This is a genomic window from Megasphaera sp. DJF_B143 (genome assembly GCF_900320625.1).
Lineage (GTDB): Bacteria > Bacillota > Negativicutes > Veillonellales > Megasphaeraceae > Megasphaera > Megasphaera hexanoica.
Genome location: NZ_ONTA01000213.1, coordinates 1 through 6585 on the forward strand (window position 1 = coordinate 1; position 6585 = coordinate 6585).

4 protein-coding genes are annotated in these 6585 nt (G+C 53.5%); 2 read left to right on the forward strand and 2 right to left on the reverse strand.

Going from position 1 to position 6585, the window contains the following annotated elements; all coding sequences use genetic code 11:
* Positions 1 to 260 precede the first annotated feature (260 nt).
* Positions 261 to 2159, reverse strand: a complete 1899-nt coding sequence (nadE, locus tag DBO31_RS06465; protein ID WP_075582209.1) for an NAD(+) synthase — start codon at positions 2157 to 2159, stop codon at positions 261 to 263.
* 138 nt (positions 2160 to 2297) lie between these two features.
* Positions 2298 to 3845, reverse strand: a complete 1548-nt coding sequence (locus tag DBO31_RS06470; protein WP_059077152.1) for a polysaccharide biosynthesis protein — start codon at positions 3843 to 3845, stop codon at positions 2298 to 2300.
* Positions 3846 to 3999: 154 nt separating this feature from the next.
* On the opposite strand from DBO31_RS06470, the gene trkA reads away from it, so the two are divergent.
* Positions 4000 to 5346: a Trk system potassium transporter TrkA gene (trkA, locus tag DBO31_RS06475; protein WP_075582210.1), complete on the forward strand. Its 1347-nt coding sequence runs from the start codon at positions 4000 to 4002 to the stop codon at positions 5344 to 5346.
* Positions 5347 to 5348: 2 nt separating this feature from the next.
* A partial coding sequence (locus tag DBO31_RS06480; protein WP_150824735.1) for a TrkH family potassium uptake protein occupies positions 5349 to 6585 on the forward strand: 1237 nt, incomplete at its 3' end.

A 6585-nucleotide genomic window follows, 5' to 3' on the forward strand; every position in this document is an offset into this window, starting at 1 on the left:
CATCGTTCGAAAAAGAAGAATCAGGGTGTACAGCGGATACAGGATGTATGATTCCGTGAAGGTTCACTGACACCATGTAAAAAAGGAGCTGTCCCATGAAGACAGCTCCTTTTTAAGTTTTAAGTTTATAGTTTGCAGATGTTGCCTGAACATTTAAAAATTCTAAAAACTACAGACTGCTATAAAATATAAAGAGCAAGGGACTGTCTCATAAAGGCTTATGTCATCATGAGACAGTCCCTTGTTTTATACCGGTTTAGTTACTGGTTCAGCAACGTTTGTTTCAGTTCTTCATATCGTGTCGTGTAATACGGTTTCAGCTGGGCTTCCCGCAGGTCGTAGCCAAAGGAGCGTCGGCTGATGGAAAGGACAGGCGGGCTCTGGATCCGTTTTGCCACGGCAAAGCCCGACAGGAGGCGCCACCACCGTTCCAGGTCGTCGATAAAGGCTTTGGCCGTAGGGAAGACATCCCGGACGTTGACGGAGCAGCCAATCTGCTTTTCCAGTGTCCCTTCGGCATACCAGGTGAGGATGGTTTCCGGTGTGACCCGCTGCCACCGTTCGACCATGGCGCGGAACAGGTAATCGTGATAGGGATAGACGATGGGGTCCCCCTGGCCTTTGGTGATGTCCTGGCTGGCCGATAATTCCGCACTGGGAACGATATCGATGCTGCCCTGGGGAACGACTTCCCGCTGGAATACGACATCGTTCAGATACCGGGCGAGTGCATAAACCTGATGTTTCCATAAATCGGCTGTTGCGGCCAGGAAACCGGCATGGTCGCCATAGAGTGTCGCATAGCCGACAGATGATTCGGCTTTATTGGCGTTGCACGTAAAGACACCGCCGAAAGCCGCCGCTGCCGCCGCCAGGATACGGCTGGAACGGTCCCGGGCCTGGATATTTTCTTCGATGAAACTGGTGAGTGCCAGATGGCCTTTTTCTTCGCCATTCTGCAGGAGTGGTGCTTCCCGGAATTGTTTCCGCGTCAGTTCCAGACTGTCCTGGACGGGTATGACTGTGTAGTAGCAGCCGATATGATCTGCCAGCTGCTGTGCCAGGTCTTTGGTCATAGACGAGTTGTAGACACTGGGCATGTTGACGAGGAGAATATTTTCTTTGGGGAGAATGGAAGCGTATAAGGCGGCATTGACTGCCGAATCGATGCCACCGGAGACGCCGAGTACGACCTTGCTGAGGCCGGCATTTTCCATGAAAGACCGGATGCCGTACTGAAGGCTGTGACAGATGTCGGCCACTTCTTCTTCCTGAGGGTTCTGCTTCTGCGGGCTGACGAACGTATGAGACGTTTCGTCGAAATCGAGAATTGCCAGTTCTTCATGAAAGAGGGGGCATTCATAATGGAGGGATCCGTCTTTGCCATAGGCCCCGCTGGCCCCGTCGAAGGTATAGATATTTTTGCCGTTATTCTGGATGCCCGTGCAATTGACATACAGGGCCGGTACGTTGAACTGGCCGATGGATTTGCCGAACAGACGGTGACGGCGCTGGGTCTTGCCGAGGGTAAAAGGAGAATTAGAAATATTGATGAATACATCCAGAGGATAGTTGTCGTGGAGATACTGCATGGGTTTGAAGGGGTAGTTATCATCCCAGCTGTCTTCACAGATGAGCGGACCGACCCGGAGCGTCTGACCGCCGGAGAAGGTCAGGGTAATCGGTGAAATCAAATCTTCCGGGAAGAGGTGCCGTTCCTGGGACACCTGCAGTAGTGAGGTAAAATACCGGGTGTCGCTGAACTCGCGGTAATTAGGCATCAGTGTCTTGATGTAGTAAGGATAGGGGGACCGTTCCGGACCGATGAATTGGCCATTCTGCGCTACAAACAATGCGTTATATTTACGCTGCCGTCCATCGGGATTGAGACGGGTTTCATCGCAGGCGACATTGCCGAAGAAAATGGTGATCCTATCGGACAGGGCACGGATCCGTTCCCCGAAGCGGACACATTCCCGGATATAATCCGGCTGGTCCCAAATATCTCCGATGAGATATCCCGGAATCGACAATTCCGGAAATACGATGATGTGGCAGTGCTGCTCTTTTGCCTGGGATATGCAGCGTTCCATAGACTGTACGTTCCGTCGCGGGTCACCGGGATGGACGTTCAGCTGGGCGAGTGCTATTTTCAGCATGAGATAAACCTCCCTGGTACATGGGTTAGATTTCAATTACCTATTATAGTACCATATTTTACCGGTAAATGCATCTCATGCATATACAAAAAAAGAGCCGCTCTATGAGGGCTCTTGGATGGTACAGGTCATGAGAAATCAGAAGAAACGGCCAAAAAACGGCAGCCGCTGGGCGTCGGCACGGGTGACGCCGCCCGATACGGCCATGAGGCCGATGTAGATGGCAGATCCGACGACGGTCGTGGCCGCAAGGCTGAGGAACAGACCGATATGCCCGATGGCACCGTAGAGAAAATACATGGCAACGCCCATGATAGCGGCGCAGACGACGTTGCGCACGACTGTTTTCACATCGATGATATAACCGGTCTTGCGATAGATGAAGACCAGATTCAGGGCAGCGGCTACGCCGATATCGGCGACGGTAGCGTAAGAAGCACCGGTGATGCCCAGAGCCGGAATGGCAACCAGGAACCAGTTGCAGGCCACTTTGACCAGGCAGGCGACTCCCATATTGATAACCGGGATTTTTGGCTTTTTGAGGCCCTGCAGGATGGCCGTCGTAATCTGATGAAGCCCCAGAAAACAAATGGCGATGGCAACGGCCCGGGTAGCGTCGGTCGCGGCCGGAGCATTGTAGATAAAGGTAACGACCGGTTCGGCCAGCACGTAGAGCATGACCGAAAAGGGGATGGTGACCAGGAGGGCGATGCGCATGGCGCCAGACGTTTTATTGTAAATTTCCTTCGTATCGCCGAGAGTGAAGCTGTGGCTGATAGCCGGTACGAGACTCATGGCCATGGCCGCCGTGAGAATCGTAGCCAGATTGATGAGCGGTACGGACATGCCCGTGAGGTACCCGAATAATTCCGTTGCCTGATGGGTCGGGTATCCGGCTACTTCCAGACGGCGCGGTACGATTAAAAGGTCCAGGTTGGAGACGACCGGGAGCATGATGCTGGCCAGGGAAATGGGAACGGCCAGGACGATGAGCCGCTTCAGGATGTGGCGGATGCTTTCTTTGGGAAAGACGGGGCCGTCTGTTGGCAGATGGCGCTTCAGTTTATGATAGTAGTAGATAAGCACCAGCCAGGCAGCTACCCCGCCGGCACCGGCACCGAGACTGGCACCGCCGGCGGCATAATCGAGCCCGTAGGGAAGCAGCAGTGCGGCAAAACCGAGCATGACTACGACGCGGACGAGCTGTTCGACAATCTGCGATAATGCCGTCGGCGTCATCTGCTGCCAGCCCTGGAGATATCCGCGGTAGCCGGCAATGATGGTCGTAAAGAAGATGGCCGGAGCCAGGGCGATGAGTGAATAATAGGCACGGCTTTCACGGATGATGTGATAATCGATGAGGAACCGCGAGCCGAAGAAGACGAGGACGCTGAGAAACAGAGCCGTCGAACAGAGCATAGTCAGGGAAACGCGAAAGATGCGCTGGGCGCCGTTATAGTCCTCACGGGCCGCTTTTTCGGCGGTGATGATGGAAATGGCGATGGGGATGCCGGCACTGGATATTTCCAGTGCGAGCAGATAAATAGGGAATGCCATCTGGTAAATACCGATACCTTCGCCCCCAAGGATACGGGAAAGGATGATCCAGTTGATACTGCCGATCGCCTTGACGACAAAACCGGAAAGGGTCAGGATCAGCGTACCTGATACGAATTTATTGGCCATTATGAAACCTCTTTTTGCAGGAAATGATGGAAAAAATCTATAACAAACAACTCATTTTATCATATTGTCAGAGAAAAAGATAGAGAAAGGGGGAAAGCTGTCTTTATTCAGCGAGGTATGCTATACTATACAGATATCAAGGGAGGGACATATCTTGCGTATTGTAATAATCGGAGCCGGTAAGCTGGGGTACAGTATTGCCGAGCTGTTATCTAATGAACAATATGACGTCGTCGTCGTCGATCAGAATGAAGAACGGCTGGAAGCCGTCAAAAACAATCTCGACGTGCTGACGATCCTGGCCAATGGCGCCAGCCCTATTACCATGAACGATCCGGATATCCGCAATTCGGACATTCTCGTCGCCGTAACGGCCATCGATGAAGTCAACATGGTTTCCTGTATTCTCGCAAAAAAACACGGCATACGCTATACGGCCGCCCGCATCCGTGATATGCAGTTCATGTCGGAAGCCCAGGATTATCTGAAAGAAAATTTTGATATCGATCTCATGCTGAACCCGGAATTGATTACGGCCCGTGAAATCGACCGCATCCTCATGATGCCGGCCGCTCTCGATGTCGAAGACTTTGCCAATGGCAAGGTCCGGCTCTTTGAAACGAAGGTGCGCCGTCATTCCCACCTGGCCAATGTGCCCTTGAAAGATCTGCAGATGCCCAAGTCCATCCTGGCGGGGATGATATTCCGCGATCACCGCATGATTATCCCTCATGGCGATGACTGCCTCCTGCCTCACGACAATGCCTATTTTATCGGGGACCCCAAGGCCATTGAAAAATTCAGTGAAAATTTCATTCCCAGCGGCACGAAGAAAGTCGAACGGGCTATGATCATCGGTGCCGGACGGACGGGCCGTTTCCTGGCTCCCATGATGGATAAACAGGGTGTCCGGGTCAAGGTCATCGAACAGGACCGGGAACGGTGCCGCATGGTGGCAGATAAGCTGGACGAAGGCATTGCCATCTGCGGGGATGGCACGGATATCGACCTGCTCGTCCAGGAGGGCGTTGCCGATGCCGATGTGGTCATCTGTGTGACTGACGACGACAAGCTGAATCTCATGCTGGCCCTCATTGCCAAGCATTTTGGCGCCAAAAAGACCATCGTCCGTGTGGCCCGCATCGAATATGTCGATCTCATGCAGAAAGTCGGCGTCGATATCGTCCTTTCGGCGCGGCTCCTGTCCGCCAGCGAAGTGCTGGCATTTGCCCGCCGCGGCGGCGTCGTTTCCGTTTCTCTTCTGGAAGGAGCCAAGGCGGAAGCTGTAGAAGTCATCGTCCAGGAAGGGGCTCCTGTCGCCGGTAAGCGCCTGATGGATGTGCAGCTGCCCCGGGAATGCCTGGTCTGTGCCTACGTCCGTGACGGACAGGCCCATATACCGAATGGCAGTTCTATACTGCAGGCGGGCGACCGGACGATTTTGTTCATCCAGACAGAACATTCTAAAAAAGTCATGAAATATTTTAAAGGCAGGGACTGAGTATGAATATGCGGCTTTATCTGTTTCTTCTGGGACGGATAGCCTTATTGAATGCTGCCGTCCTGGGACTGCCGCTCGGCTGTGCCCTGTATTGGGGAGAAGATACGGTGCTGGCTTTTGCCGGACCCCTGGCGGTGACGCTCGTGCTGGGACTGCTGCTAAAAACAGCAGGGAAGCAGCATAAAAAACAGCTCGGTGTGGCTGAAGGCGCATGGTATCTGCTGTCCATCTGGTTCCTGCTGGGGCTGATCGGCATGATGCCGTACGTATGGACAGGAATGCTCACGCCGGCCGATGCGTTTTTTGAAAGCGTTTCCGCCTATACGACGACAGGTATTTCCCTTCTGGCGGCTGGACAGGCAGAAGCCCATTCCCTCCTGTTCTGGCACAGTCTCATGGAATGGATGGGCGGCCTGAATTTCATCATCATGCTGGTCACGGTAGTACCCCAGGTCAGCGGCTGTTTCGGCGTGACCTTGTCGGCTCATCAGAGCATCGCCTTCAGCCCGATGATCAGCCGTATGCGAAATGCGGCGCTGCAGACCGGTAAAATATATGCCGGGATCACCATCATTTCTGCGCTGCTGTATCTGGCGGCTGGGATGAATGTGTTCGAAGCCATCAACCAGGCTATGACCACGGCTTCGACAAGCGGCGGTACGACATCGCTTGATTTCGCCGGCTATGACAATTCGTTCCTGGAAATAGCGGCTATGATATCGATGATCCTGGCCAGCTGCAACTTTCTCCTCATCTGGAGGGCTCTGTCCCGGCGGGAGTTGCGGTCTATCTTTTCGGATACGGAATTGCGGACGTTCCTGGCCATCGTGGGCGCCGTCAGTGCGCTCATCGTCTTTCATCTCTGGCGCAGCGGTGTTTACGATTTCTGGCAGAGTCTTCGCTACGGAACCTTTGCCGTCGTTTCCTTTCTGAGCACGACCGGCTATGCGTCGGCCCAGTTTTCCCTCTGGCCCGGATTTGACCGCTATGTCTTATTCCTCCTCGTCTTTGCCGGCGGCTGTATCGGTTCGGCTACGGGGGGATTGCGCATCATGCGTATCATCGTCCTGTTCCGCATGGCAGCCCGGGAAATGCGCCGCACTCTTCATCCTCAGATGGTCGTCAGCCTGAAGATAGACGGTGTTTCTGTTTCCATGAAAATCATCAGCCGGGTCCTGAGCTTTTTCTTCCTGTATATGGGAGTGTTCTTTTTTTCCATGCTGGTCATTTCCCTGTCGG